Below are 26,092 nucleotides of genomic sequence, written 5' to 3' on the forward strand. Positions count from 1 at the left end.
CCGAAATGAGCAAGCCAATTGTTTACGTCGATCTGGACGGCACGCTGAGTCCATCGGATGTCTTGCTGGAATGCTGTTTGCTCTTGCTCAAGCAAAACATTTTTTATGCATTCCCCATGCTGTGGTGGGCTTTACAGGGTGCCTGGGTTTTCAAGACCGAAGTCAGCAAACGTGTTGACCCGGTACTGGACCATCTGCCCATTAATCCTGCTGTACTCGAGCGTTTGAATCAGTTGAAGTCAGCGGGGCATGTGCTGGTGCTTGCCAGTGCCAGTGTGTATCGCGATGTTCAAAAGGTGGCTGCGCGCCTGGGCCTCTTTGACCGGATTATCGCCAGTCAGGATTCCAATTTGAAGGGGCTGCGCAAGTTGCAAGCCATTCGGGCAGACAGCCACGGTCAGCCATTTGTGTACTTTGGTGATTCGGTGGTGGATATTCCGGTTTGGAAGCAGGCTGCCGTGGCTTTTGGCGTCAACACCTCGGCGGGGACACGTGCAAAAGCGGCAGCCGCCGGTGTGTCTCTGAATCGGATTGATTCAAATCGCGGCGGTTTCAAGGTTTGGTTAAAGGCCATGCGTTTACAGCAGTGGGCCAAAAATGGTTTGCTGTTTTTACCCCTGATTGCAGCACATGAATTGAACCCGGTGTTGTGGCTGACCATGCTGTGGGGCTTTGTCGCGTTCGGGTTGGTAGCTTCGGCCACCTACATCTGGAATGATTTGATGGATCTGAGTGCGGATCGACAACACCCGCGCAAACGACACAGACCCATGGCCAGCGGCGCCTTGTCGATTGTGAAAGCGTTCCTGTTCATGAAAGCGCTCGGCTTGTTCGGCTTTGCGCTGGCGTTCTGGGCGGTGGGCTGGCAATTTACCCTGGTTCTTCTGATTTACACCGTGGTTACCCTGCTGTACACCTTTGTGTTCAAACGCACGGCGTTTGTTGATGTGCTTCTGCTGGCCCTGTTGTACACGGTTCGGGTCATAGCGGGTGGGGTTGGAACGGGCATTGAGCTGTCGAGCTGGTTGCTGGCTATTTCGCTGTTCGTGTTTCTAAGTCTCGCTTTGGTCAAGCGCTGTGCGGAGCTTGAGTTTCTCCAACTGGAGGGGACGCAACCGCAGGGGCGGGGTTACCGGATGAGCGATCTCAGCTACCTGGTGTCAATGGGCATATCCAGCGGTTTTGTGGCTGTTCTGGTGCTTGCACTTTATGTGGACAGCCAGAACGGCAACATGCTGTACAACACGCCCGAATACCTGTGGGGTGTTTGCCCCTTGTTTCTGTACTGGTTGATGCGCATCTGGATACTGACTTCCCGGAAGGAAATGATTGATGATCCAGTGCACTTTGCCATTCATGATCGCATCAGTTGGGGGTTCGTGATTGCTGTAGCCGTGCTGGTGTTTTTGGCCTCCTGAACCGGAATTGCATGATGCAGAACATTCTTTCAATGTCCGCTGACAAGCTGGAATTGCCGCTGAATCAGGCAAAAAAGGTTTTTGTGTGCACCGTGCTGGTGACTGCGGTCATCAAACTGTGGCTGGCGTGGTTTTTTCCAATGACCGGGGATGAAGCGTTTTTCCACCTGTGGTCGACGGATCTGAATTGGGGGTATTACGACCACCCCCCCATGATCGGCTGGTGGCTCTGGGCGCTTGGTCACCTTGGTGATTCGCCAATTGTTGTTCGCAGTCTGACCCTGTTGTTGACCACCGTCATTGCCCTGGGCATTGTGTTCCTTGCCCGCGACCTGCTGTCCAAGGAACACGAGGCCCGCGCCTGGCTTGCGGGTGCAGTGTATCTCTCGATGCCCGTGTCGTGGTTTGCTGTGTTTGTTACCACCGACACGCCACTGATTTTCTTCATGGGTTTGGCCATTTTTACCTATACCCGTGCGATTCGGGCTGAATCGGGAACTGGCATATTTCTCGCTGGGTGCTTTTTGGGGCTGGCTTTCCTGTCCAAGTATTTTGCGGTGCTGTTGGGCTTTGCCTTTGGTTTTCACTTGCTGTTTCACAAGCAACGTTTCAAGTACCTGTTCCTGTTGTTGGCGGGGGTCATGCCTTTTGCCAGTATCAACATTGGATACAACCTGCACAACTGCTGGAACAACATCATGTTCAATCTGATCAACCGGCACGAAGACGCCCGGCTGGGTTGGGGGACAGTACTGACCTATCTGGGGATGATGGTCTACTTGATTACTCCATGGGCGTTGTGGCGTTTGATCAAGGGCGCCCGTATCTGGGGCCGGGAAGGTGCATTGGCTTTTGCACTGTTGGTGCCGCTGACGTTGTTCTTGCTGGTGTCACTTGAAAAAACAGTGGGCCTGCATTGGGTGCTGGGTTTTTTGCCAGTCGCTTTTGTGTTGCTCGCTTTGTGTACCCCAGGTGCCTGGCTAAAGCGGTTTGTGGGTTTCAACGCGGTGCTGTCGGTGCCACATCTTGTGGTGTTTGGTTTGCTGATGCATGCAGGCGTGTCTGTATGGCCCAAGAAAGACTTTCAGGAAGATGTCTTGTTTCACCGGGAAATGCCCGCAATTCTTGCCGAGTTGACGCGCGACATGCCCAGCGACGGCGTGTTGACCACAGTGGCTTATTCCCCTGCTGCCCTGATGACCTACCACTATGGTCAGGTGGTACCCGTGTTTGGGCCCGGCAAGTACCACGCCCGAAATGACGACACCTTCGTGGACTGGCGGCAAATGGATGGGAAATCGATCCGGATTGTGGCCAAGGCCAAGCCAATAGACCCTGGTTTGTATTCTGCGTATCTGAGCAACACACGTGTGAGCAATGTGGTGGTGCAAGGGGTACCCTTTACCATCGTGGATGGCAGTGACTTCAATTACCAGCGATTCCGGGATGTGGTGTTGCGGGAAGCTGTGGACAAGTACTACCAGATCCCAACGATATTGCCGGTGCTGGACTGTCCGTTTGCGCGAAAGTACGGGTTTGAGGCGGAATGCCGAATTGCGAAGCCTTGAAAGGTTTTGTTGCGCAGGCTTTGCTCAGTGTTCGTTTGTTGCTCATCTCGCCTTGGACAAGGCTGATTTCCCGTCTTCATGATTCTGGCTTGGGGAATGCGAAACGCAAAAGCGTCTTCGCATCGATTGCTAGCGCAATCGCCCCGCGCTGCGAATCAGCCGGGAAGCCTTGCCCTGAATCGGCAAGATGATGCAGCAAACGAACACTTCCCCTAGGCTGCGAACTTTCGCCGGTTAATGGGCTGGTGATCCAATGAAAGCCGCAATCCGCGCTAAGCGAGTCGCGGGCGTAGCCCCTTCACGTTTGCGAAGGCAGTATTGCCCTCGCACCGCCATTCAGAAAGCCTGCCTTTTTTGAATTCACACGCGACGTTCGGCTGCAAGCCGACACTGGGTTCGGCCGTGTGTTTTGCCGAACCCGGTGAGTGAGTGTGAACTTCAAATAAGGGAAATACAGGCTTTCGGCGGAAGAGGGTATGAGCCTTTGCAATCGATAGAAAACGTGTGCGCCTTGCAAACGATAGAAAAGGCATGCGCCTTGCGAACGAACGAAAGGGCATGCGCCAGAGCAGACGAGCAAAAAAGTGCGCCAGCACAGACGGGTCGCTTTAAGGTTTCGGCTCTTCGATCCGCTGCCACTTCAATTCCCCTTCCAGCAAACTGGTTTTGTCACTACCCTTCAGTTTGACTGGCACGGCCCACTCCCCAGTTTGACTGGCCTTTTTCGGCTTGGCATCCAGTCTGGGCTCTGCATAGGTGATAGTGCCTGTTTCAGATACTTTTACCCAACCTGAGTCGGCTACCGGTGTATAAAAAAGCTCGGTCTGCTTGGCCCAAGGGTGCTTGCTGTCCAGCCACACTCCATCTTCACGAAGCTCCAGAAAAGGTTGACCTTTGGTGTCGAGAACCTGAAAGTCACCTTCAGCCGTGGCCAGTCGGCTCAGCATGAACATGTTACCGCTCAGCCCGGGGACCATGGCGTTCAGCCCTTCCGGTATGTTTTCCGTGCGCAGGTTTGGGCGCCAATAACCTGTCATTGGCGTGGGCTCTCGCCGCTCAATTCGAACATTCAACGGTTTGCCGTTGACGCGGAGGCCCAGATTGAAGTGCGCCATTTCTTCATTCAGCAATCGCGGGTCATACCAACCATAGCCGGGCTGCTGATCCAGCAGCACCCAGTTGGGTTTGGGCGCTGGTTTTGTCTTGAGTCGGTCGGGAACAGGTCCACCACCGGGTTGGCGGGATCGATGCCAGCCTGTTGCGTTAAGGTCAGCAAATAACTTGTTGCCATCGAATCGAAGAAACGCGCGTTTGTCCTCGCCGAGAATCTCAATTTTCTGCTGGCCGTCTGTTGACATTGCAAATTGGTAGGCAGTGCTTTTAACAACCTGAAGCGAAACTCCTGCGGGTAGTTTGGCCTTGAGGCTAACTGCTGGAATTCCCCCTTCGTCGCCATGTTCAGCATGGGCGAGCGCGGGTTCGCTGTAGAAAGGAGCGTAAATTGTGAGGGCTGAGAAGAAAAACGCCAGGCCGAGGCCTAGCGTTTTCTTCACCCAGTTCGCTTTAACGATGGGCATTGTTATTCAACTCTCCGTTCAAGCACCATGCTTCAACATGAAGCTGACTGACTTGGATGGCAGCAGAGAACCATCGGCCTGCTTGGTGCGGGCAAACACCATGTAGGAGCCTTGTGGTAGCACGGCGGCCTGATTCGGGATGTTGAAAGACACGTTGTTGCCATTGATGGTCAACTGGGCTTTCGGAATCACCACGGTGCGCTGATCTGCATCGGTCAAGTGGGTTGTCACGGTGTGACGAACCAAGGTGAACGAATCAATCTTGCTCATGTCTGTGCCCGGCGCCATCTGCATGGTGACCTGCTGACCTTTCATGAACTGGCGCAACATGGTTTTGCCATCTCCCGCCGGAGTCGAATTGCCGCCTGAGAAGCCAACCAGGGTTGGACGATTCGGGTTGGTGACGTAGGGTGGTGAATAAATTTCGAACGATGGATCACGTCCGTCATTGGGTGAAAATCCAAACGCTGCGAGGTTGATGTTTTTCAGGTAGAGGGTTGAAATCGGGGCATGGCCACCAATCAATACCCGACCGTCTTGCATCAGCAAAGCTGTGTTGTGGTAAGTGCGCGGATTGTTGGCTACAGCCATCTGTGTCCACTTCTTGGTCACCGGGTTGAAGCGTTCGGCCGTTTTGCGCGGGAACTCAATACCAGGTGCAACAACACCATCGCGGTCACCACCGCTGAACACCATCACTGAGTCATCAGGCATCAGAACACCTGAACCGTACCACCGTGTCTCATTCAGTGAGCCGGTCACTTCACTTTCATAGGTGGTGATTTTGTCGCCATCAGTTTTCACCGTGTCGATGCGTGACGATGCAACAGCCACATATCCACCTGGCGATGCTGCACCGACCAGCGGAAGTACACCGCCCGCCGTCAGGAAACTGGCGTCTTTGTACTGCCCCTGTGCATTGGGGCGCAGCGGCATCATGATGGAGAATGTGGATCCGCGCATGCCCGCACCCACGACCTTTTGCAACAGCTGTTCAGGGTTGCTGGTGGTCAGTGTACCTAGCAATTTCTGCAAGGCCTGTGGGCTTTTTGTCGGTACGCTGGTCAATGTCTTTGTCAGTGCGCTCATTGCTGCATTGGGCGCTGTCAACGGGTTCAGGATCTGTGTCAAAGACTCAAGTCCTGCATCGCTGAATTTCAACGGGAAACCTGCATAAGCCAGATCAGACCAGGTTTGGTTGGCCGGGTTGTAGGTCGCCGAAATGTTCCACAAAGGCTGGTCATAGGACTGGCCAAAAGGGTTGAATGCCTGTCCACCTGCGTTGTAATACACGTGGCCGTTGGGCAACAGGTGCAGACGGGGGTACAGGGGCAGTGACCGCTGGGCCGCCTGTCCATTCACAGTCCACTTGTTGGCAACCGGGTCATACGTTTCGGTTTGCACCACATTGCGACCGCTTTGTTCAGGTGCTTGTGGATAAATGGGCTTCAACAGCTTGGTCACACCACTGGCCACGAACATTTTGCTGTCAGGCAATGTGATCAGCGCGGGGTACCAACGGCCAAAATTCATGTCAGCCATTTGGCTCCACATGTTGGTGTTGGGGTTGTACACACGGCTATTTTTCAGGCCTTCGAGTTCTGTCAAGCCATAACCGATCAAGTTGCTACCGGGTTCGCTGTAATAGGCGGTGCCGCCTACAGCCATGATTCGGCCATCTGCCAGCATGGCCACGTCGGCACAGAACAGGGCGCCGTCTGCGCTGTTGGTTTCCTTGTTGGTCAGGCCAAGTCCGGGCAGCAGTTCGGTAATTTCATATCCGTCTGGGTTCGCACCAGAGTCCACGTCGATTGGACGAGTCCACATGACCTGTTCATTTGCTGGCCTGGTTGTACTCAAGGTATCAGGAATACGCATGACCCGCGTTTGGTCATTGATGGCCTTTTGTCCAAAGTCGACCAGAATGCTGAATTCGAAGTCCTCAGTGCCTTCCAGTGCATTGAAATACAGGAAGTCGCCGTTGGGCAGCATGGAAATTGTGCCGGCTGCGGGTTTGCATCGAAGTTTTCCGTTTGGACCAATGCCTTCGCACTTGTTGTCAGTGCGGAAGCCTTTCAGGTCTGGATTGTTGTCGTTGGCGACTGAACGTTCATAGACAAATGGTTCGGAGAAAGGCTTGGTGAATGAGCCTTTTTGACCTTCTGGGGCAACTCCCTTGCTGGAGCTGACCGGGTTGAATTTGGCGCCGATCAGATCATCCAATAGGCCGGCTTGTACGGGCAGTGCAGATCCCAATCCGATGGCGATTACTGCAGTTAGTTTATTCAGCTTGAACACGTGTCATCTCCTCCTGGCAAGCTTTTATGTCGGGAAAGGAGATATGTTGTCACGGGGTGCCACCAGTCTCCTTTCTTTTTCTTGTTAACAGCTGTTACTGTTCAGATGCATTTTTAGATGCATTTCTCTAAAAAATAATAACCGTGATTATGGTTTTGTACAATCGTTGTTTTACTATTTTTGTTATGTAATTTGACGAATGAGTGGGGGGAGATGAGGCGCTTTGAACTGAAGTTGGCGGCAGACAAATGAAAAAACCCCTCAGCTTTCACTGAGGGGTTTTTTGTTTGGTGGCGAATCAGGGATTCGAACCCCGGACCTGCGGATTATGATTCCGTCGCTCTAACCGGCTGAGCTAATTCGCCGAAGACCAAGAGTATAACCGAGCTTTCTTAAAAAAAGAAGGGGAATTGTCACTCCTTGCGCAGTCTTTGTGTGTTGAATCAAAACATGCGTTCAACGCGCCAGGTTTGATATTTCAACGCCAGCACTGCACCACCAACAATACTCGCCAAGGCCACGAAGGAGGGCAGTGACAGGGTGCTAACACCGCTGAGACCCTGGCCCACTGTGCATCCCATTGCGAGTACACCGCCCACGCCCATCAAGACCGCACCAACTGTGTGGTTGGCCGTGTCTTCTACACCTTGGAAAGTTTCCCAACGAAATGATTTTTCAGTCAGGGAGCTGCCAGCAGCGCCCAGGATGACCCCAAAACAGGCCACAACCCCCACGGTGAGTACACGCGATATATCCGAGAAGAACATTAGCCATTCCAGCGTGTAGGCATAGGGCGCTACAAAGCTGAAGCCTTCTGCCCTGTTGGCGTAAGTTCCAAGGTATGCCGCTTCCAGGGTGTCTGGGTGTTCCGGAATGTAAGCAACCTGAAAAACCACCCACCAGGCGGCTGCCACCGTCAAGCCGACCCCCACACCACCCAGAATAACTTCTTTGTTCCAGGCCGATTTACTGGCCAATGCCCAGGCCAGCATGATCAAGGGCAGCGCTATGGCGAACACGGCTGTAAGGGATGTAGTGTCTGCAGCGAACAGGCTTGCCAGCATTTCTGGTAGGTAAGGGCTTGCGCTGAACTCAAACTTAACCGGGTCGAGGAAGTTGGCGCGTAACACACCAAAAACGCCCTTTAACGTCATGTAGGCGGTGAGCCCCATGATGACAAATACCATGAGTGCCTTTAAGTTGCCCGCACCCAGTCGAATCAGGGTTTTGCTGCCGCAACCGGATGCTAGAACCATGCCCGCGCCGAAAAGCAGCCCGCCAGTAATGCCAGAAAGCCAGGACCACTGCGTGCCAAGGTAAATCGTGTCGTTCAGGTTTGCCTGGCCGGCAATGCTGAGCGATTGCAGACCCAGGGCCGCCACCGCGATGGCTACAACCCACATGCGCATTCGGTTCCAGTCACCAAAGTTGACTACGTCAGCCACAGCACCCATGGTGCAGAAATGGGTTCGATGCGAGACAGCACCGAATGCAAGGCCAACGGCAAAGGTTGCCCAAAGCACAGTGTCTTGAATATGGCTGACGTTGATTTCTTCCATGACTGGGCACCTTTGTTGTGAAGTGCCCGTATTTTAACCACGGTCGCGCGTTTGTGTCCGCAACCAGTGTGTTTTATTTGCGAGGTTTACCGAGGTTCATTTCAAGGCAGCCAAGCGTGTTTTAGCGCTTGCAGCTGCGGGGCTGTCAGGGTATTTGGTGATCAGCTCGTTCAATGTTTTCTTGGCGCCAGGGATGCTTTTCAGTTCAAGTTGTGAGCTGGCCATGCTGAGAAGTGCATCGGGTGCGCGCGGGCTGTCGGGGAAGTCTTTGGCCAGATCACGCTGGGTGATCAATGCCGTCTTGTAGTCGCTCAGGGCAAACTGGGTACTGCCCAAAAAATAGCGAACCTGTGGCTCAAGCCTGCTTTTTGAATGTTTGGCCAGAAATTGCTGGAATTGCGCAGCAGCGTCTTTGTAGTTGCCTGCCTTGAAATGGTCAAGGCCAGCTTGGTAGTCGCTGAATTGTTCGGGGGGTACTGATAATTCTTCACCGTCAAGCTGTACGGGCTTGGGTTCAAGCTTTTTGATACGCTCGTCAAGGTTGAGGTAAAGCACCTTGTTGTCTTCTTGCAGCTTGCGAATATTGTTGTTGGCAACTTCAAGATCGCCACGCAAGCGGGCGATCTCTCGGTCTTTTTCAGTCAGGGTCTGGGCTTGTGAAAGAACCTGACCCTGATTGGCTGACTCCATTCGGGCGACTCGATCTTCAAGCACCTTGACCTGCTGGCGTAATTCCAGAATGGCCCTGCGAGCTTCCGTGTCATCAAAAATTGCGAAAGCAGAATTTGATGCAAGGGTGCAAAACAGGGCTGCAGCCCAGGCTGTTTGCTTGAAGTTTAAAGTCATCTCGATGGAAATCCTTGATTACTGGTAAGCGATGTCGGAACGACGGTTTTCAGCATACGCTGCTTCATTGCTGCCAGTTGCTTTTGGCTTTTCTTTGCCAAAGCTTACTGTTTCGATTTGGGCTTCTTTCACACCCAAAGCCAACATCAATGTTTTCACTGCGTCTGCACGGCGCTGGCCCAATGCCAGGTTGTATTCCGCGCCACCACGCTCGTCAGTGTTGCCTTGTACTACAACCTTGCGGTTGGGGTTGGCAACCAGGTATTTGGCGTGGTTTTGTACCAGTTCACGGTACTCTGACTTGACAGTGTAGCTGTCGTAGTCAAAGTAAACGCTGCGCTTGGCCAGAACACCTTGTGGGTCGTTCAGTGGATCTGCATCACCTGGGGTTACGGTGGGAACTGCACGGCCGTCCGTTCCATCGGGTGCTTTGCCAGTTTTTGTTTCCACAGCAGGCTTGTCGTTCAAAGGAACGGCAGAGCTACAAGCGGCCAACACGGCCACCATTGCTGAAATCGCCAAGTACTTGACCATTGAGTGTTTCATTTCTATCTCCAGACCTAAAGGTTTTCAGTTTAAAACTAGTTAAAACAAATTCAAATTCAATCGTTTAAAAAAGGGCCCCATGTGGGTTCCGCAATGTCAGCGCCTGAACTGCTCAAGCTGTACTTGATGCGTCCGTCCTTTGACACCACAGCCAGGGTCCCTTTGCCCCCCGCTTTGGTCGCATACAGAATATAGCGTCCATTGGGCGAGAAGCTTGGGCTTTCGTCGCGACCCGTATTGGTCAGCAGCATTTCAGTGCCGCCTGCCAAGTCCAGAACCGCTATTTTAAATTGCCCGTCTCGACGAGTCACGTATGTCAAAGTTTTGTCATCGGGACTGATCCGAGGGGAGATATTGTATCCACCTTCGAATGTCACGCGTGATGCATCACCGCCATTTGTGCCCATTCGATAAACTTGGGGGCCGCCTCCGCGATCCGACGTGAAGTAAATGCTTCGACCGTCGTGACTGTAGGCAGGTTCCGTATTGATTCCACTTGTGTTCGTCAATTTATTAAGACCAGATCCGTCAGAATCCATCGAGAATATTTGGGATCCACCTTCTTTGGTCAACACCACAGCCAACTGTTGGCCATTTGCTGACCAGGCCGGCGCGCTGTTGCTACCCTTGAAATTTGCAAGCGCCTTGCGGCGCCCGGTGGCCAATGTGTGTACAAATACCACCGGCTTGCGGGTTTCGAACGAAACATAAGCAAGTTGTGTACCGTCTGGCGACCAAGCTGGGGAAATAATGGGTTCTTTAGAGGCAAGTGCAACTTGTGGGTTTGCACCGTCAGCATCCGCAATGATCAGGCGATACCGGCCTGGGGACTTTTCAACATAAGCCAGGCGAGTTGAAAACACACCTTTTTCACCCAAAAGTTTTTCGTAAACGAAATCGGCAATTTTGTGGGCATGCAGGCGCAACGCCGATGGTGCAATGACGTAGCTGAATTTGCCAAGGGATTTTTGCTGTGCGGTATCGTGCAGGTTAAACCGCAGATCCAACCGGCCGTCGGGCAGTTTTTTGACTGAACCCACGATGAGCGCATCTACGCCGATCGATTTCCACGCACTGGGGTCGATCATGGTTGTTTCATTTAGCTCAATATTGCTGGTCGTGTTGATGGCCCGAAAAAACCCACTGCGCACCAAATCGCTCTCAATGACTTTTTTGATGTCTTCTGGCAAGCCTTGGTTGCCCTGAAATGGGGCAGCGGAGAAGGCTATCTGGTTGGTGCCCACACCGGTGATGTCGATTTTCAACTGGGCGTGTGCCTGGTTGGACAAAAGCATGAAAGCGGTGGTCGCCAGCAGCGCAAAAGCAAGCTGGCGCAGGCGCCCCCGCAGGGCAAAAAAGAGATTTGGATGCATGAATGGTTTTACGTAGTTCATTGTTTCACTGAAAATTAAACGTCTTTTGGACGGAATGAGAGGACAAGCACAGGCTCCACTGAGCCATCGTCAGCCTTGGGTAAGGGGCTTGAGCGCTGAAGTGCACGTTCCACAGCGCTGTCCCATGCTGGCAACCCACTGCTTTTTTTCTGAGTGATCGACACAATTTCACCGCTTGGAAGTTGTTTGACTTCAAAAACGGCTTCCGGGTTTCCGCTGACAGAATCTGCGCCCGGGAACACCAGTTTACTGCGAACATATTGCCGAATTTTGTCGCTGTATTGGGCTTTGTTTCTGCTGCTGCCCGCGGATGTGCTGCCCGTATTGGGTGCGCCGCCCATAATACGCGCCAATTCTTCCTGCCGAAGTTTTTTGGCCAGTTCAGGGTCAATTTTCGGTTCGGGCTTTGGCTCTGGCTTTTTGGCCTCTGGCTTTGGTTCGGGCTTCTTCGGCTCAGGTTTCTTGGGCTCAGGTTTCGGTTCGGGCTTTTTGGGCTCTGGCTTGGGCTCGGGTTTTGGTTTGACTTCCTTTTTGGGAAGTTCGATGTCCGCCTTTGGGGGTTGAACCGGCTTGGGTGGCGGTGGTGTTTCAACCACCGGCTCGGGTTTTGGTGGTTCAGGCACCGGTTCGGGTTTTGGCTGGGGCACGGCAATCGGTTGATTGGCGGGCAATTCCGACCAGAGCACTGCTTCAAATGCGGCGGGCTTTTCCGTGTTCCAGTTGAGGCCTACCACGAAAAATGCGACCAAGGCCAAGTGTGCCAGCAGTGAAGCGGTTAAACCGGCTTTTTCACCGGTGTGGTCCACTGGCGGGTCCAGGCGCGACTGGAGCCCGCTTTCCTTGCTCATTTTGGAAAGCAGGTCCTGGTGGGCTGTGGTGAAGTTCCAGCCCCTGCTGGGCGGTGTCAATTCAGAGCTCATTTGCTTTTGGGCTTCACCAACAGGCCGACTTTCTGGATTTGTGCGCTTTGCAGGGCGTCCATGGCGTCCACTACGGACTGGTATTGAATTGCTTTTTCGGCAGAAATTACCACCGGCCGATCGGGCTCATCGCCTTGCAGTTTTTTCACTTCCGCAGCCAGATCTGAAAGCGCTACCTCGGTGCTTTTGTTGGTTTTCATGTCTTTGACGACCAAGTTCCCGACTTGCCGCACTGTGACTTCAATTGGGCGCATTTGCTTTGGCGGGTTGGTGTTCGCCATCGATGGTAGGTCGATCACCGAGGGTGTGATCATGGGGGCCGTGACCATGAAAATGATCAGTAGCACCAACATCACATCGATGTAGGGCACCACGTTGATCTCGTTCATGGCGCGTCTGGATTTGCGTCCAAGTTCGGCTTTCATTGAATAGACTTCCTGTGGATTAGTGCTGACGCTGCAGAATGTTCAAGAACTCTTCGACGAAAGACTCAAACTGTGTGGAAAGGCGGTCTATGTCGTTCGCATAGCGGTTGTACGCCACCACCGCCGGGATGGCTGCGAACAGGCCAATTGCTGTTGCAATCAGCGCTTCGGCAATACCCGGCGCAACCGAGGCCAGCGTGGCTTGTTGTACATTGGCCAAGCCAACAAAGGCGTGCATGATGCCCCACACCGTGCCAAACAGGCCGATGTAGGGGCTGACTGATCCGGCAGAAGCCAAAAACGGCAGGTTGCGTTCAAGAATTTCGTTTTCGCGCTGAAAAGCCGCCTTCATGGCGCGGCGGGAACCGTCAATGATCAGGGAATAGTCGGTCAAGCCTTTTTTGTCGCGGGCGCGAAGAAATTCGCTCATGCCGGCTTCAAAAATTCGCTCAAGTGGGCCGGCTTCATTTCGGCGCATTCCCGCACGTTGAAACAGCGTGTTCAAGTCGCCTCCGGACCAGAACTCTTCTTCGAATTTGTCAGCTTGTTGCTTGGTGCGTTTGAGCACAGCCCATTTCTTGAAAATGGTGGCCCAGGAAGCAAGAGAAATCATGACCAGAATCAGCATGACCAACTGGACAACCAGGCTGGCCTCTGCGATCAGGGAAATGAACGACATGTCGGTAGAGATATCCATTAACAATCCGCGGTAAGGAAAATGATTTGTTCCGAGTAACGCACTAAAGCATCAATTGGTTGAGTTGAGCGAAAACAGCGGGTGGTATTGCACTGGGTTTCAAGGTTTGCGTATTGACACAGCCCACCTTGGTTTTTCCCTCGCAAAGGACCTCGCCATTGCGCGTTACTGTTTGCTTGAAGACAGCCGAAACACGCTTAAGTTCAGCAAGTTCCACTGATATTTCAAGTACATCCTCAAGTTTAGCAGACCGCAGGTAGTTCAACTCTGTCCGGCTGACAACGAAGACCATTTGATGGTCATTCATGAGCGATTTCATGCCGATACTTTCTTGTAGGAACCACTCGCTTCGAGCCCTTTCCATGAACTTGAGGTAGTTGCCGTAATACACGATGCCACCAGCATCAGTATCTTCAAAATACACGCGCAGGGAAAACTTGAATGTCATGACACCACCTAGGTCTAGTATGCTAACGGTATTGTAAGCAGGAGAGGAACTGCCCCTCGGGGTTGAAGGGTCCTGCCGCAACCCAATGATTAACCGACTATATCAATTACAAAGAGAAGCGGAGACTACAGAGATGGCAAAAAATATCCCTTTGCTGGATGCATCCTGGTTGTATGTTGAGTCCAAAGAAGCGCCCATGCATGTGGGCAGCATGGCGATTTTCACAGTGCCTGAGGGCGAAACATCCCAGCAGGCCATTGCACGAATTGTTCAAATGCTGCGTGCCTCCGTGGAGTTCGCGCCCCCCTTCAACTATCGCTTGTCCAGTCCTCGCTTGTTGACTTTGATGCCCAAGTGGATTGAGGCTGACAAGATTGACCTGGATTACCATTTCCGTCACAGCGCCTTGCCAGCACCCGGCGGAGAGCGCGAGTTGGGTACCTTGATTTCGCGTTTGCACTCTCACCCACTGGACTTCCGCAAACCGCTGTGGGAAATGCACCTGATTGAAGGGTTGTATGGCAACCGATTCGCGCTGTACACCAAGATGCACCATTCGCTAATGGATGGTGTGGGCGGTATGCGTCTGATGGAACGAATTTTTGGCAAGTCGGCCAAGGAAAGCATGGGCTTGCCAGCGCCTTGGTCTGTAGGCACAGTCAGCCGCAAGAAAAAGAGCACCGAGCCGCAACATTTTGCGGACCAGGCCCGTGAGGCCTGGGAGGCTGCCAAGCTGAGCGGTCAGTCCCTGCCTGCAGCGGGGCGCGCGCTGATGGATTTGGTGCGTGAGGCTGTCAAGCCGACCGACCCGGCCCTGGCGACTCCGTTCTCAGGCCCCCGTTCGATTGTGAACAGAAGGGTGGGGGGCGCGCGTCGCCTGGCTACCCAGACCTATCCGCTGGAGCGCGTTCGCGCTGTGGCAGATGCGGCGAAGGTCAGTGTGAATGATATTTTTCTGGCAATTTGCTCTAGTTCAATTCGCCGTTATCTGCTGGAACGGGACGCGCTGCCTGCGGAATCGCTGACGGCTGGTTTGCCTGTGTCTGTTCGCCCGGCAGATGACCTGGACGGCGGCAATGCCATCAGTTTCATCATTGCCAACCTGTACACCACCGAGAGCGATCCCTTGGTGCGGTTGAATGAAATTCACCGTTCCACGCAATTGGCCAAGACCAATTTGCAGGCCATGCCCAAAGAGGCCATCAACAACTACACCATCATGCTGATGGCACCGATGATGTTGCAACTGGTTTCAGGGCTGGGTGGTTTGACCCGGCCAATTTTCAACACAGTGATTTCAAACGTGCCTGGCCCGTCCCAGGACTTGTATTTCTCCGGTTGCAGGTTGGAACAGTTCTACCCGATTTCGCTGATTCCGCATGGGCAGGCTTTGAATATCACTGTGGTGAGTTATTCCGGGCAGTTCAACGTGGCGTTTACGGGTGACCACGATGCATTGCCATCCATGCAGCGTTTGTCTGTTTACACCGGTGAAGCGCTTGAGGAACTGGAATCGGTGCTTGGGGTGAAGTGGGAAAGCAAGACTGCCGAGCCCACGGCTGCACCAGTTGCGGCCAAGCCTGCAGCGCGCAAGACTGCAACCCGCAAGACTGCAACCCGCAAGGCTTGAGTCGACTAACGCCGGGTGGTTTTTTGGGCCCACACGGCTTAAAGCCCACTCAGCGCGAACTCCAATCGCTCGCCTGAAAACCTGGTTTTCCCTTTTTGAAATTCATATTGACTCAACACACTCGACAAAAGAGATGGTCGAGTGTGTTGTCGGCTTGCAGCCGAACGTTGCATGTGAACTTCAAACGGGCAGGTTTTCTTGAATGGCGAAGCGATTGGAGTCTCGCTGCTGAGTGTGCGCTAAGGTGTCGGTAATTGATCGCACATGTGTGGGCAGCAACTGTGACGGGGTTGACACTGGCGGTGCGTTGGTCTGCGGGGTGATCGGGCTACATCAGCGCTCAGTTGGCCGTGCTCGTTGAAGAACCGGAGCTGGTGAGGTCTCCATAGGTGTGGCTTTGAACCCGCTGCCCGCAAGACCAGCCTGCCGGCTTGGCCTCCCCGGCAGTGCGCTTGCCTGTTCCGCAAATTCAGGAAAACCGCCCCTTTTTGACCCAGCCCATTGCGTGTGCCTGGAGGGCACCACAGAGTCCTCGGCCATCTTTTTTGCCGAGGCGCTGTGAGCAGTGGGTGTGTCAAAAAGGGATCAGCGGTTTTTCGTGCGGGATCGGGCAAGGCACGCTGGGTAGGCCCAAACAGAGGCCAGGTTCAACTCGCGCAACGAGTAAGCCACGCCGGGTAGGCTTAAAACCCTGCCGGTGTGGCAAACAACTCCGAATAGCCACACTACTCCTTGTAGGCAATTCAATGCGCCGCCTTACAGCAAATCACCTTGCTGCAAATTCGCCGCATGTGTGCCCGCCAAACTCGCAGGCGCTGTCAGCCCGAAGTGGGCGTAGGTGTTCAGCGTTGCAATCCGCCCCCGTGGGGTACGTTGAATGTAGCCCTGCTGAATCAGATAGGGCTCTAGCACATCTTCAATGGTGTCTTTTTCTTCACCAATCGCAGCGGCCACGCTTTCAAGGCCAACCGGCCCACCACCAAATTTGTGGATGATGGTTTCAAGCAGCCTGCGGTCCATGGGGTCAAGGCCCACTTTGTCCACATCCAGCATGGTCAGCGCTGCATCTGCCACCTCCGCGGTAATCACACCATTGGCTTTCACCTGCGCGTAATCACGAACCCGGCGCAGCAGTCGGTTTGCAATGCGAGGGGTGCCGCGTGATCGCCGTGCAATTTCAAGACAACCCGAGGCCTCGGCTGGCGTGTCCAACAAATTCGCTGAACGGGCCACGATGCGGGACAATTCTTCCGGTGTGTAAAACTCAAGCCGCGACACAATACCAAACCGGTCGCGAAGCGGGTTGGTCAACATGCCCGCGCGGGTGGTGGCTCCCACCAGGGTGAAAGGCTGCAAGTCGAGCTTGACACTGCGTGCAGCTGGTCCTTCGCCAATCATGATGTCGATTTGGTAGTCTTCAAGTGCCGGGTACAGAATTTCTTCGACCACCGGGGACAAGCGGTGAATCTCGTCGATAAACAGCACATCGTTCGCTTCCAGGTTGGTGAGCAAGGCTGCCAGGTCGCCTGGGCGTTCCAGCACGGGGCCAGAGGTTTGGCGCAAGTTCACGCCCATTTCGCGGGCCAGAATGTGGGCCAGGGTTGTTTTACCCAAACCAGGCGGGCCGAAAAGCAGCACGTGATCCAGTGCTTCGTTGCGCCCTTTTGCAGCGGCAATGAAAATATCAAGTTGATCGCGAATTTTTTGCTGCCCCACGTACTCGTCCAGGTGCTTTGGGCGCAATGCGCGTTCAAAAGCTTCTTCAGCGGGTGTGGTTTTGGTCGGGCTGATCAGGCGATCGGGTTCAATCATGTGGGTTTGCCTTTAGCCTTTGGACAGGTTGCGCAAGGCCAGCTTCAGGCCATCGGTGACACTGGTGCCTTCAGGCAGACCTTTGCAGGCGAGGGTGGCTTCCTTGTCGGAATAGCCGAGGGCACACAGTGCCTGCACAATGTCACTTTGGCTGGCCACCGGTATAGGCATGCCCTCAGCAATATTGGCTGTACCGCCCAAGGCCACGATCTGGCCTTTCAATTCGAGTAGCAAGCGTTCCGCCGTTTTTTTCCCAATGCCCGGGATTTTCACAAGCCTGCCTGTTTCCTGGCTTTGTACCGCCAGCAAAAATTCCTGGGTGGAGATGGAGGACAAAATGGCCAGTGCAGTGCGCGGGCCAATACCGGACACCTTGATCAGTGTTTTGAACAGATTTTTTTCTGCGGCGTTTTGAAATCCGTACAGGGTGTGCGCGTCTTCCCTAACAACGAGGTGGGTGAGCAGGGTGCACACGGCATTGATTTCTGGCAGGTTGAACAGCGTGCTCATCGGCACTTGCAGTTCATACCCCACGCCCTGGACATCAATCAATATCCACGGCGCATTTTTTTCCAGCAAAGTGCCTTTCAGGCGACCAATCATTGCAGTTTCTCCACACTGTTCATATTCACAGTAAACTGAATTCGATTATACGACAAGCGACTTCATTTCCAGCTGGTACGGCCCTTTCGGGTGCGGGTTTTGAAAATACTGGTGGGCAGGTCTTTGGCTGCCAATGCGTCAAGCAGTTTGCTGCTTTGTGCATGGGTCAGTGCGGCGGCCAGTGCGTCTGCGGCATCCGCTGAGGGGTGGGCAGGCAGTTTCAGCAAGCGCTTGACCATTTCCTGCACCTGTTCCTTGTTGGCTTTGCCATGCCCCACAATGGCCTGCTTGATTTGAAGCGCGGTGTATTCAGTCACAGCCAAACCGCTGTGGGTCAATGCAGTGAGCACTGCGCCACGAGCCTGACCCAAGAGAAGAGTGGATTGCGGGTTGACGTTCACAAACACTTTTTCAACAACGGCCACTTGGGGTTTGTACAGTTCAGCCAGTTCGCACAGCCCTGAAAAAAGGGTGTGCAAACGGTCGGGCAGTGAAGCGTCGGAATTGGAGCGGATCACTCCGCTGGCCACGTAGATTTGCTGGCTTTCAACAATGTCAACCACACCATAGCCAGTGACGCGCAAGCCTGGGTCTATACCGAGGATGCGCATCACCATGGCAGGCGCTTGATGACCAGTTTAGTGGCGGAAATGGCGCACACCGGTCAGCACCATGACAATATCCCGCTCATTGGCAGCGGCAATGACCTCGTCATCCCGCATGGAACCGCCAGGCTGGATCACGCAGCTTGCACCGGCATCCACCACTACATCCAGGCCATCGCGGAAGGGGAAGAAGGCATCAGAGGCTACTGCGCTGTCGGCCAAGGTCAGGCCTGCATTTTGTGCCTTGATGGAGGCGATGCGCGCGGAGTCTACGCGGCTCATTTGCCCTGCGCCCACACCCATGGTCATGCCGTCTTTGCAAAACACGATGGCGTTGCTTTTCACGAACTTCGCGCAGCGCCAGGCAAACATCAAGTCGGCCCATTGCTGTTCAGTGGGTTGGCGCTTGCTGACAATCCTGATTTCACTTTGTTGCACATTGCGCTCATCCGGACTTTGAACCAGCAGACCACCGCCCACACGTTTGTAATCGAATTTGTGCATGCCAGCTTCTACTGGAATTTCCAGCAGGCGAACATTCTGTTTTGCAAAGAACACGGCGCGCGCTGCTTCATCAAATGCAGGCGCAATGACCACTTCAACGAACTGCTTGGCCACGGCTTGGGCAGTGGCTTCGTCCACTGTGCGGTTGAATGCGATGATGCCGCCGAATGCCGAAGTGGGGTCTGTTTTCAAGGCTTTTAAATAGGCATTCAATGAGCCTTCCGCTACAGCAACGCCGCAGGGGTTGGCATGCTTGATGATCACGCAGGCCGGGGCATCAAATGTTTTGACACATTCCCAGGCGGCATCGGAGTCAGCGATGTTGTTGAAACTCAATTCCTTGCCTTGCAGCTGGCGGTAGTTGGCCAGCAGACCTACGGGTGCCTTCGCTTCGCGGTAGAACGCTGCGCTTTGATGCGGGTTTTCGCCGTAACGCATGTCTTGCACCTTGTGGAATTGCATGGAAAGCACTTCCGGGTATTCAATGCGCGCGGGCGTGTCTTCCAATGCACCTTCAGTACCCTGCAGGCTGGTCAGGAATGCTGCAATGGCGCCGTCGTAGCGCGCAGTGTGTGCATAGGCCTTGGCCGCCAGGCCGCTGCGGGTTTTCAATGTGGTGGCGCCATCGTTACTCTTGATTTCGTCGATCACTTTGACGTAATCGGATGGGTCCACAATGATGGTCACGCCGGTGTAGTTTTTGGCTGATGCGCGCACCATGGCTGGGCCGCCAATGTCGATGTTTTCAATCGCGTCTTCCAGCTTCACGTTGTCGCCAGCCGTGGCCTGGTCAAAGGGGTACAGGTTCACAGCCACCAGGTCAATTGCTCCGATGCCGTGTTCTTCCATGGCATCCAGGTGGCTTTGCAGGTCACGCCGAGCCAGAATGCCGCCGTGGATTTTCGGGTGCAAGGTCTTGACCCGGCCATCCATGATTTCCGGAAAACCGGTGTGGCTGCTCACTTCTTTCACAACCAGGCCTTTCTCGGCCAGCAGCTTGGCGGTACCGCCAGTGGACAGGATTTCAACACCGCGATCAGCCAAGGCTTTGGCCAGTTCGAGAATGCCTGTTTTGTCGGACACGCTCAGCAGCGCGCGTTTGATGGTTGGGTTCGATGTCATGGCTTTGGCTGGAAAAGAAAAAATTAAATAAGGCCGTGTTGTTGCAGCTTTTTGCGCAAGGTGTTGCGGTTGATGCCCAGCATCTGGCTGGCGATGGTTTGGTTCATATTGGCTTTTTCCATGACCACTTCCAGCATGGGGCGTTCGACCGCAGACAACACCATGTCATAAACAGACTTGGCACACTCGCCTTCCAGGTCGTCGAAGAACTTGTCGAGGTTGCTTCGAATGCACTCAGAAATGGTGACGGGACTGAGATCGCTGTCATTGGGTTTCATGCTGCCAATCTTCTTTTTGGTGTGTGTTGAATTGAGTCGTTTTCTGCGGCGAAGTACTGCTGGCCACTTTGTTTCCAGGCCCGAAAAAAATCATCGACAATGCGCAATTGAGCGTCGGTGGTTTGTGCCAGCATCAGTTGGTCGACCACGGCGTTGTTTTTTCCGGCAGGGCCGCAAAGATACCACTGCAAATGCTTTCTGGCAGTCAGCAGGCCCGTTTTCTCTCCATAAAATTCATGGTGATCGCGCAGGTGATGCATCATCACTTCATGCGCCTCTTCCAGCGTGGGTGCTTCAAGTGCCTCACCGGTTTTCAGGTAATGCAGCACTTCCCGGAAAATCCACGGATTGCCTTGGGCGGCCCTGCCGATCATCAAGCCATCGGCACCCGTGTAATCCAGCACGAACTTTGCCTTTTCAGGCGTGGTGATGTCGCCGTTGGCAATCACTGGAATACTCACAGCCTGCTTTACCGCCCGGATGGTGTCGTATTCGGCATCGCCAGTGTAGCCGCAGGCCCGTGTGCGGCCATGCAGGGTCAACAGCGAAACACCGATTGATTCTGCCATTTGCGCAATGTGAATGGCGTTCTTGTGTTCAGGCGACCAGCCTGTGCGGTACTTAAGTGTCAGCGGTACATCCCGCTTTGCGCATTCCGCATGCACTGCTTTCAGTATGCTTTCCACCAGGGGCTCGTTCTGCAGAAGCGCGGACCCCGCTGCCACTGCGCACACCTTCTTGGCTGGGCAGCCCATGTTGACGTCGATGATTTGCGCGCCACGTTCAATGTTGTAGGCCGCTGCGTGCGCCATCATGTCTGGGTCAGATCCTGCAATTTGTACGGCAATTGGCTTGGTTTCACCGTAGTGGTTTAGTCGGCGAGTACTTTTGTCTGTTTTCCAAAGTGCCGGGTTGCTCGCGGCCATTTCCGAAACGGCATGCCCCGCCCCCAGCTTTTTGCACAGCTGGCGGAAGGGGCGATCTGTTACGCCAGCCATGGGGGCCAGGAACAAATTGTTTGGGAGTGTTAAATGGGCGATCTGCACGTTGCACAAAATTTAAGCAAATTTCGAGCAGCCCATTGTAACGGGCGGGGCTATTTTATTCGACCCTAAATTCTGAAATAAAAGGAAATTTTTTACTTGACTTCTGTTTGTCAAAGTGGGCTTCAATGCGCTGCCCGCTGAGTTGGCGGGCAGGTTCAAACCTTGGTCAAACGGCTGGAAGATTGGCTCAGTGACTGGTTTGGATGAGTTCGATTTTGTAGCCGTCAGGGTCTTCAACAAAGGCGATGACCGTGTTGCCACCCTTTACAGGGCCTGCAGGCCGGGTCACTTTTCCCCCCGCTTGGGTGATCCGTTCACACTGCGCCGCTGCGTCACCAACCGCAATCGCAATGTGGCCGTAAGCAGTGCCCAGTTCGTATTGGCTCACGCCATGATTGTAGGTCAGCTCAATGACAGCACCGTCCTGTTCTGTACCGTAACCCACGAAGGCCAGCGAGTAACCCTGGTCGGCACGTTCAGTGGTACGAATGACCTTCATTCCCATGACCTGGGTGTAGAAATCGATTGAGCGTTGCAGGTCGCCCACGCGCAGCATGGTGTGAAGAATTCTCATAGTACGGGTACCTCCGAAGGATTCATTTTTGACAGCAATTTGTGGGGTTCTTTGTAATCGGGCATGAGGCTTTCCACCACAGCCCAGAAGCGGGCACTGTGATTCATTTCAACAAGGTGTGCAAGTTCATGCGCAATCACGTATTCAATCATGCGGGGCGGGTAGTGCACCAGTCGCCAGTTCAGGCGAACTTCCCGTTTGCTGTTGCAAGAACCCCAGCGTGAATTCGGGCTGGACAGATGAATCGAAAAGTCGGGTAGCCGATTGGCATCACCCTGGCGATTTTTCAGTGTCGCGGCCATGTGGACAAACACTTCCCGGGCATGGGTCTTCAGCAGTTTTTCGATGGCCTTGTCGCGTTGCAATGGGTTGTCGAAAACCGGCAAGGCAATACTCTTAGTCCAGGGGTTCAACAGGGCTTTGCTGCGGGGGGGCAGGTTTTCCAGGCAATAGTGCTCGCCGCGAATCGGGATAGGTTTGCCTTCGTCCAGCAGGGACGACAGTTGAACCGTGCGGCTGCTTCGAGTTTCCCATTGCTTGAGCCGCTGTTGTATCCAGCGGGATTTGGTCTGGATGATGCCCTGTAACTGGTTGAGTGGCAGGCGAAGCGGAGCTGAGATTTGAAGGCCGTTGTCGCCAATCAGAAACCCCACTGACCTGCGGTTGCTGCGTTTCAGGCTATAGGTGCACACGCCCCATGGCAGTTCAATGCTACAAACTTCCATGGCGGGCGGTGCTGCACCCATACTTATTTGTCGCCTTTGGCAACCAGCGGGGTTTCGGCGCTGGTGTAACGGTTCGGGCTGATCTTGTGCATTTCGCCTTCAATCCAGTCCTCAACTACTTTCATCAGGCTGTCGGCGTCATGCCCTTCCGGTGAAATCGGCGGGCCAAAGCGCAAAGTGACCGTACCGGCCTTCTTGAAAAAGCCTTTGCGTTTCCAGTACTCCCCAGCGTCGTGTGCAACTGGTACCACTGGTGTGCCGGTTGCTACAGCCAGGCGCGTACCGCCGGTTTTGTAGCGGCGTTTGTAGCCAACCGGTACTCGCGTGCCTTCGGGGAAAAACATCATCCACGCCCCTTCCTTCATGCGCTGGCCGGCCATGGTCTTGACCTGTTCAAACGCTTCAACCCCGTTTTTCCGATCAATAGGCACCATGCGCAACACCCAAAGTGCCCAGCCGAAAAAAGGCACATATTGCAGTTCCTTTTTGTACACCAGGCACAGTTGGCGGGGCAGCAGGTTGGCCGGAATTCCAAAAGTTTCCCAGGCGGACTGGTGCTTGGCCAGAATGATCGCGCCGGTGTTGGGCAGGTGCTCCATGCCTTCCACGTTGTATTGAATGTTGCAAAGCAGCCTGAGCATCTTGATGTTCAGGGCGTTCCACCAGCAGGCAAACACATATCGGTTGCGAATGGAAATAAATGGGGAGACGAGCAACAACAGGGTTGCGTGAATGGGGGTGTAGACGACGACGTAAATGAAAAACAGGATAGAACCGATGAAGGATCTCACCACAGGCCTCCGAGAATTTTAGTTTTTATCGATTGTTTGCAAACGGATCGTCTGGCACCAAGTGCTCAGCAATTGCTGCCAGATTGTCGAACACCAGGGTACCTTTGGGCAACTCCTCTTTTTTAGTCTCCAGCGTTTTCTTGCCCTTGCCGGTTTTCACCAGAAAGGTTGCACAGCCCTGACTTGCGCCGGCCTGAAGGTCTCGCAGCGAGTCGCCCACGCAAGGCACACCTTCGAGCTTGAAGCCGGTGCGTGCCTGAATTTCCTGGAACAGGCCTGGTTTGGGCTTTCTGCAGTTGCACTTGTCGTCCGGGCCGTGGGGGCAAAAGAAAATGCCTTCGATGTGCGCGCCTGCTTCATTGGCGAGTTCATGCATTTTCTTGTGCATGGCCGACAAGGTTTCCAGGTCGAACATGCCACGTGAAACGCCGCTTTGGTTGGTGGCAACGACCACGCGGTAGCCGCCACGGTTCAGCCGGGCAATCGCGTCCATGCTGCCGGCAATCGGGATCCATTCATCCACTGACTTGATGTATTCATCCGAGTCCTCGTTGATTACACCATCCCGATCCAGCACGATGAGTTTCATGTCTTGCCCTTTGCTCTGTGTCTTTGTTTAAGAGGCCAGTTGGGAAATGTCGGCCACCCGGTTCATCAAACCGTGCATGTGTTTCAACAGTGCCAAGCGGTTGTTTTTCAGCGCTTCATCGTTGTCCATCACCATCACGTTTTCAAAAAACGCATCCACATTGGCTTTCAATGGTGCAAGCACCAGCAGTGCCTGTTGGTAGTTGCCTTGATCAAAAGCCTGTGTGGCAAGGGGGGCGACTTCCCTGACCTGGGCAGCCAATGCTTTCTCGGCATCGACTTGCAACAGGCTTTCATTCACGTCCGAAGAAGCCACGTCGGTTTTCTTCAGGATGTTGGTGATCCGCTTGTTGGCTGCAGCCAATGCTTGCGATTCCGGCAGTTGCGAGAAAGCACGCACTGCTTCAAGTCGTTTGGGCAGGTCGGCAAACTGGCTGGGGTTCTGGCTGAGTACCGATTCCACTTCTGCCGTGGAATAACCCTGGTCTTTCAGGTATCCGCGCAAGCGGTCTTGAATGAAACTGGCAATGCCTTCCACGCTGGGTTTGAAATCAGGGAATGCGGTGAACAGGCTGCTGGCTTGAGTGAGTGCTTCAATCAAATCCAGCTTGAGATTTTTTTCGATGACCATTCGGATCACGCCCAGCGCATGGCGGCGCAGGGCGAAGGGGTCTTTGTCGCCTGTGGGTACCAAGCCAATGCTGTAAATACCCACCAGGGTTTCCAGCTTGTCGGCCAGTGCCGCCGCCAAACCCACGGGGTTGCGGGGCAGGTTGTCGCCCGCAAAGCGGGGGCTGTAATGATCGGCAATAGCTTGAGCTACTTCGGCAGCTTCACCATCGTGGTGGGCGTAATGCTCGCCCATATTGCCCTGCAGTTCAGGGAACTCGCCCACCATGTCAGTCAGCAGGTCGGCTTTGCACAGCAAGGCAGCACGTTTGGCTTGCTCAACGTTGGCACCACAGACTGGCGCAAGCGCTGCGGCCAGCTCAACCAGTCGACCATTGCGGTCTTTCTGGGTGCCCAGCTTGTTGTGGTACACCACATTGGCCAGGCCAGGCAGACGGCTTTCCAGTGTTTTCTTGCGGTCTTGGTCGAAGAAGAATTTTGCATCGGCCAAACGGGCGCGCAGTACGCGTTCATTGCCCGTGGTGATCAGCGCAGGCGTGCTGGTCAGCAGGTTCGACACCAGCAGAAAACGGTTTTTCATCTTGCCGTTCTGGTCGGTAATCGCAAAGTATTTCTGGTTGGCTTGCATGGTCAGAATCAGGCATTCCTGGGGTACTTCCAGAAATTCTTTTTCGAAACCTGCTTCATACACCACGGGCCATTCAACCAGCGCGCACACTTCATCCACAAGGTCCGCGGGTTGGACCACCTTGTCACCAGCGGCTTGAGCGGCCAGTGCCTGTTCGATGGCGGCTTTTCGCTTCTCGAAACTTGCGATCACCTTGCCTTCGGTTTCCAGCTGCGCTTCATAGGTGTCGGCATGGGCAATGTTCACCACGCCATTGCTCAGGAAGCGATGACCCAATGTGATGCGGTCGCTTTCCAGGCCCAGTACTTGTGCGGGCACGACCTTGTCGCCATGCAAGCAGGTCAGGCGGTGCGCAGGGCGAACAAAATGCACAGTGCTGCCATCAGGCCGCTGGTAACTCATGACTTTTGGAATTGGCAGTTTGGTGGTGGCCACCTCAAGCGCCTTGTTCAGCGATTCTTCAAGTGCCTTGCCAGCCTGGGTGCGCGAAATGTGCAGCACATCCTGTTTGCCATCGTTGATGGTTTCCAGTTGGTCCACGTTGACCAGTCCAAGGCCCAATGAATCAAGCTTCTTCTGCAAGGGCGGGGTGGGTTGGCCATTTGCATCCAGTCCGATCTTGACTGGCAGCAAACGTTCCTGAATTTTTTTCTCGGGGCTGAAGCCTGCCACCTGGGTAATGCGGCAAGCCAGGCGACGAGGGCTGGCAAAACTTTCGACCACGCTGTTTTCGGCCAAATGGCCTTCATCGCGCAATGTTTTGCTCATCAGTTCAGAAAAAGCGTTGCCCAAGGTTTGCAGGGCTTTGGGTGGGAGCTCTTCGGTAAACAGCTCAACCAGTAGTGTTGGGTTCATTGTGA

Annotated in this window: 24 protein-coding genes and 1 tRNA gene; 3 read left to right on the forward strand and 22 right to left on the reverse strand. The window is 54.0% G+C overall.

All coding sequences use genetic code 11. The annotated features are described in order from the left end of the window. Window positions 1-5: 5 nt before the first annotated feature. Window positions 6-1,418, forward strand: coding sequence for a UbiA family prenyltransferase (locus tag RGQ30_RS03515; RefSeq protein ID WP_130558299.1), 1,413 nt, complete (start codon window positions 6-8; stop codon window positions 1,416-1,418). An 11-nt stretch (window positions 1,419-1,429) separates the two neighbouring features. Beyond that, window positions 1,430-2,986 carry an ArnT family glycosyltransferase gene (locus RGQ30_RS03520; protein WP_130558298.1) on the forward strand — a complete coding sequence of 519 codons (1,557 nt, stop codon included), beginning with the start codon at window positions 1,430-1,432 and terminating at the stop codon, window positions 2,984-2,986. 608 nt (window positions 2,987-3,594) lie between these two features. Here RGQ30_RS03520 and RGQ30_RS03525 read toward each other — a convergent pair. The 11 genes from RGQ30_RS03525 to ybgC form a co-directional block, all read right to left on the reverse strand. Beyond that, window positions 3,595-4,563, reverse strand: a complete 969-nt coding sequence (locus RGQ30_RS03525; RefSeq protein WP_130558297.1) for a hypothetical protein — start codon at window positions 4,561-4,563, stop codon at window positions 3,595-3,597. An 18-nt stretch (window positions 4,564-4,581) separates the two neighbouring features. Further along, window positions 4,582-6,861, reverse strand: a complete 2,280-nt coding sequence (locus RGQ30_RS03530; protein WP_130558296.1) for a galactose oxidase-like domain-containing protein — start codon at window positions 6,859-6,861, stop codon at window positions 4,582-4,584. Window positions 6,862-7,149: 288 nt separating this feature from the next. Then, a tRNA-Met gene (locus tag RGQ30_RS03535) sits at window positions 7,150-7,226 on the reverse strand. A 78-nt stretch (window positions 7,227-7,304) separates the two neighbouring features. Continuing rightward, the gene (locus RGQ30_RS03540) at window positions 7,305-8,420 is read right to left on the reverse strand and encodes a YeeE/YedE family protein (protein ID WP_130558295.1); all 1,116 of its coding nucleotides are present in this window, start codon (window positions 8,418-8,420) and stop codon (window positions 7,305-7,307) included. A gap of 96 nt (window positions 8,421-8,516) precedes the next feature. Beyond that, window positions 8,517-9,266: a tol-pal system protein YbgF gene (gene ybgF, locus RGQ30_RS03545; protein WP_130558294.1), complete on the reverse strand. Its 750-nt coding sequence runs from the start codon at window positions 9,264-9,266 to the stop codon at window positions 8,517-8,519. An 18-nt stretch (window positions 9,267-9,284) separates the two neighbouring features. After that, window positions 9,285-9,812, reverse strand: a complete 528-nt coding sequence (gene pal / locus RGQ30_RS03550) for a peptidoglycan-associated lipoprotein Pal (RefSeq protein ID WP_130558293.1) — start codon at window positions 9,810-9,812, stop codon at window positions 9,285-9,287. Window positions 9,813-9,868: 56 nt separating this feature from the next. Further along, window positions 9,869-11,206 (reverse strand): Tol-Pal system beta propeller repeat protein TolB, encoded by a 1,338-nt coding sequence (gene tolB / locus RGQ30_RS03555; protein ID WP_130558292.1) that lies wholly within the window; start codon window positions 11,204-11,206, stop codon window positions 9,869-9,871. 14 nt (window positions 11,207-11,220) lie between these two features. Beyond that, entirely contained in the window at window positions 11,221-12,126 is a 906-nt protein-coding gene (locus RGQ30_RS03560; RefSeq protein ID WP_338284740.1) for an energy transducer TonB, read from the reverse strand. Next, complete coding sequence (tolR, locus tag RGQ30_RS03565) at window positions 12,123-12,551, reverse strand: protein TolR (protein ID WP_130558291.1); 429 nt, start codon at window positions 12,549-12,551, stop codon at window positions 12,123-12,125. Before tolR ends, RGQ30_RS03560 begins: the two co-directional genes overlap by 4 nt. Window positions 12,552-12,570: 19 nt before the next feature. Next, window positions 12,571-13,248 carry a protein TolQ gene (gene tolQ / locus RGQ30_RS03570; RefSeq protein ID WP_298219042.1) on the reverse strand — a complete coding sequence of 226 codons (678 nt, stop codon included), beginning with the start codon at window positions 13,246-13,248 and terminating at the stop codon, window positions 12,571-12,573. Between the two features lie 43 nt (window positions 13,249-13,291). Then, window positions 13,292-13,696: a tol-pal system-associated acyl-CoA thioesterase gene (gene ybgC / locus RGQ30_RS03575; RefSeq protein ID WP_130558290.1), complete on the reverse strand. Its 405-nt coding sequence runs from the start codon at window positions 13,694-13,696 to the stop codon at window positions 13,292-13,294. 133 nt (window positions 13,697-13,829) lie between these two features. Between ybgC and RGQ30_RS03580 the strand changes: the two genes are divergently transcribed. Further along, entirely contained in the window at window positions 13,830-15,326 is a 1,497-nt protein-coding gene (locus tag RGQ30_RS03580; RefSeq protein ID WP_130558289.1) for a WS/DGAT/MGAT family O-acyltransferase, read from the forward strand. 756 nt (window positions 15,327-16,082) lie between these two features. On the opposite strand, the gene ruvB is transcribed toward RGQ30_RS03580, so the two are convergent. The 11 genes from ruvB to glyS all read right to left on the reverse strand — a co-directional run bounded on the left by ruvB (window position 16,083) and on the right by glyS (window position 26,087). Next, the gene (gene ruvB / locus RGQ30_RS03585) at window positions 16,083-17,138 is read right to left on the reverse strand and encodes a Holliday junction branch migration DNA helicase RuvB (protein ID WP_130558288.1); all 1,056 of its coding nucleotides are present in this window, start codon (window positions 17,136-17,138) and stop codon (window positions 16,083-16,085) included. Between the two features lie 12 nt (window positions 17,139-17,150). Next, a complete protein-coding gene (gene ruvA, locus RGQ30_RS03590) occupies window positions 17,151-17,741 on the reverse strand; it encodes a Holliday junction branch migration protein RuvA (RefSeq protein WP_130558287.1) in 591 nt (196 codons plus the stop codon). A 62-nt stretch (window positions 17,742-17,803) separates the two neighbouring features. Further along, window positions 17,804-18,352 carry a crossover junction endodeoxyribonuclease RuvC gene (gene ruvC, locus RGQ30_RS03595; protein WP_130558726.1) on the reverse strand — a complete coding sequence of 183 codons (549 nt, stop codon included), beginning with the start codon at window positions 18,350-18,352 and terminating at the stop codon, window positions 17,804-17,806. A gap of 27 nt (window positions 18,353-18,379) precedes the next feature. Beyond that, entirely contained in the window at window positions 18,380-19,972 is a 1,593-nt protein-coding gene (gene purH, locus RGQ30_RS03600; RefSeq protein WP_130558286.1) for a bifunctional phosphoribosylaminoimidazolecarboxamide formyltransferase/IMP cyclohydrolase, read from the reverse strand. A gap of 23 nt (window positions 19,973-19,995) precedes the next feature. Further along, entirely contained in the window at window positions 19,996-20,250 is a 255-nt protein-coding gene (locus RGQ30_RS03605) for a Fis family transcriptional regulator (RefSeq protein ID WP_130558285.1), read from the reverse strand. Then, the gene (dusB, locus tag RGQ30_RS03610; protein ID WP_298219051.1) at window positions 20,247-21,296 is read right to left on the reverse strand and encodes a tRNA dihydrouridine synthase DusB; all 1,050 of its coding nucleotides are present in this window, start codon (window positions 21,294-21,296) and stop codon (window positions 20,247-20,249) included. The genes RGQ30_RS03605 and dusB overlap by 4 nt, the downstream gene beginning before the upstream one ends. Window positions 21,297-21,483: 187 nt before the next feature. Continuing rightward, the gene (gloA, locus tag RGQ30_RS03615; RefSeq protein ID WP_130558283.1) at window positions 21,484-21,870 is read right to left on the reverse strand and encodes a lactoylglutathione lyase; all 387 of its coding nucleotides are present in this window, start codon (window positions 21,868-21,870) and stop codon (window positions 21,484-21,486) included. Continuing rightward, the gene (locus tag RGQ30_RS03620) at window positions 21,867-22,616 is read right to left on the reverse strand and encodes a M48 family metallopeptidase (RefSeq protein ID WP_130558282.1); all 750 of its coding nucleotides are present in this window, start codon (window positions 22,614-22,616) and stop codon (window positions 21,867-21,869) included. The genes gloA and RGQ30_RS03620 overlap by 4 nt, the downstream gene beginning before the upstream one ends. 2 nt (window positions 22,617-22,618) lie before the next feature. Then, window positions 22,619-23,386, reverse strand: a complete 768-nt coding sequence (locus RGQ30_RS03625) for a lysophospholipid acyltransferase family protein (RefSeq protein ID WP_298219053.1) — start codon at window positions 23,384-23,386, stop codon at window positions 22,619-22,621. 25 nt (window positions 23,387-23,411) lie between these two features. Further along, complete coding sequence (gene gmhB, locus RGQ30_RS03630) at window positions 23,412-23,975, reverse strand: D-glycero-beta-D-manno-heptose 1,7-bisphosphate 7-phosphatase (RefSeq protein WP_130558281.1); 564 nt, start codon at window positions 23,973-23,975, stop codon at window positions 23,412-23,414. A 27-nt stretch (window positions 23,976-24,002) separates the two neighbouring features. Beyond that, entirely contained in the window at window positions 24,003-26,087 is a 2,085-nt protein-coding gene (gene glyS, locus RGQ30_RS03635) for a glycine--tRNA ligase subunit beta (RefSeq protein ID WP_130558280.1), read from the reverse strand. Window positions 26,088-26,092: the final 5 nt, after the last annotated feature.

The organism is Limnobacter thiooxidans (assembly GCF_036323495.1).
GTDB classification, from domain to species: domain Bacteria; phylum Pseudomonadota; class Gammaproteobacteria; order Burkholderiales; family Burkholderiaceae_B; genus Limnobacter; species Limnobacter thiooxidans.